3 protein-coding genes are annotated in these 1,473 nt (G+C 32.8%); all 3 read left to right on the forward strand.

Features of this window, described 5'->3' with window-relative positions; genetic code table 11:
* Positions 1–108 precede the first annotated feature (108 nt).
* The 3 genes from J7E52_RS25135 to J7E52_RS25145 all read left to right on the forward strand — a co-directional run bounded on the left by J7E52_RS25135 (position 109) and on the right by J7E52_RS25145 (position 1,371).
* Positions 109–303 (forward strand): DUF6366 family protein, encoded by a 195-nt coding sequence (locus J7E52_RS25135; protein WP_214751087.1) that lies wholly within the window; start codon positions 109–111, stop codon positions 301–303.
* A 153-nt stretch (positions 304–456) separates the two neighbouring features.
* Positions 457–636, forward strand: a complete 180-nt coding sequence (locus J7E52_RS25140; protein ID WP_286198070.1) for a DUF4083 domain-containing protein — start codon at positions 457–459, stop codon at positions 634–636.
* Between the two features lie 486 nt (positions 637–1,122).
* A complete protein-coding gene (locus tag J7E52_RS25145) occupies positions 1,123–1,371 on the forward strand; it encodes a hypothetical protein (protein ID WP_214751089.1) in 249 nt (82 codons plus the stop codon).
* Positions 1,372–1,473: the final 102 nt, after the last annotated feature.

Here is a 1,473-nt window from a genome sequence, read left to right on the forward strand (position 1 = left end):
ACTGGCTGACCTTTATAATACTAAGGGGCAGGATAGTTCAACAAGGATAATGGTTATTTATGGTAAAATTTAGAAGGGATGATTGTTTAATTTACAGGGGGGGTTCAAATGAGTGAAGATAAAGAAATACCTGAAAGAAGAAGAGAAAGACTAAGACAAGAAGAACTAAAAAGGAATCCTGGTGGGAGTCTTCACGGTGGAGGCCTTCCAGATTTTGTAGGCAGTATGGGATGGAAAAGTACAGGAATTCTTATTCTTATAATCATAATTGGCTTTATTTTTGTATCACTCTTCTTCAAGTAACTAACGGGTGCTTTACTTCAATAACAGGGGTTGCTGCGGCAGCCTTTTTCTTATGGCACTAACGGGGCAGGTTAGTTTAATAAGCTTAGTGTAGACGTTCTGCCCAGTATACATGTGTTATAATTAATCCAAAAAAAGGCAAGGTGGATTTTTTTGGATTTCAATACCGGTGATATAGTATATCAATTTATTATGTTTATTTTGTTGTTTGGTATGTTTTTTGCTGTTTACTTTTTTGTTCGTTCTCTTCTTACAAGGTCAAACAAATCCAATAGCATGGAACAAAAGCTTGATAGAATAATTAAGCTACTTGAAAAGGATAAAAGAGATTAATCTCTTTTATCCTTTTCAGTTCTTTTGTTCCTTCACAGTTTATGTCACCCTACAATAAGTCTTATAGAACTAACAGGTGCTTTAGCTTAGGATCAGAGCTGTCTTTAAGGCAGCTCTTTCTTTATGCAACTAACGGGGCAGGTTAGTTGCATAAGAACTGGTATAATTTAGAGAAAAATAGAGTGTAGAGGTGAATTATGGCTTTCCTTATAATAGCAATCTTATTAATATTTTTATTTGACTTCACAAAAATGAGAAATCAAAATCAAACAATAATTAAACAGAATGAAAGGGTTATCTCTCTGTTGGAAGAGATTAAAAATAAAAATGCGTAGTACTTAACCTAACAGATGCAATAAGGGAGTTGCTTTGGTACATCTTTGTCTTATGGAACTAAAGGGGCAGTTTAGTTCATTAATAACTCATTTATGAATTGATTAATGATAAAATAATGGAATAATTTCCTTGATTAAATGGGGTGAAGAAATGTATTGGAAATTAAGAATTCCTCTTTTTTTGTTTGTTATGGGTGTTACATCTGGTCTTTATCAAAAGTTTCCTAACCTTTTTCTTGTAAATACATCTTATTTTATAAGAAGTGTTGTATATATTGGCCTAATTGGAATCATCTTTACTATTTTAGAAAATTCAAAAGTGAATGAAAAAAAAGTCCATATCATTATTGGGATGGTGTTAATTTTTTCAGGAATTTTATTTGATAGTCTAATGGTGTAAAGCCCATCCTTAATCAACTAACAGGTGCGTAGCTGAAGATCAGAGCTGTCTTTAAGGCAGCTCTTTTCTTATGGAACTAAAGGGGCAGAATAGTTGAAGAAA

Source organism: Bacillus sp. ISL-34 (genome assembly GCF_018613325.1).
Taxonomy (GTDB): Bacteria; Bacillota; Bacilli; order Bacillales; family DSM-1321; genus Peribacillus.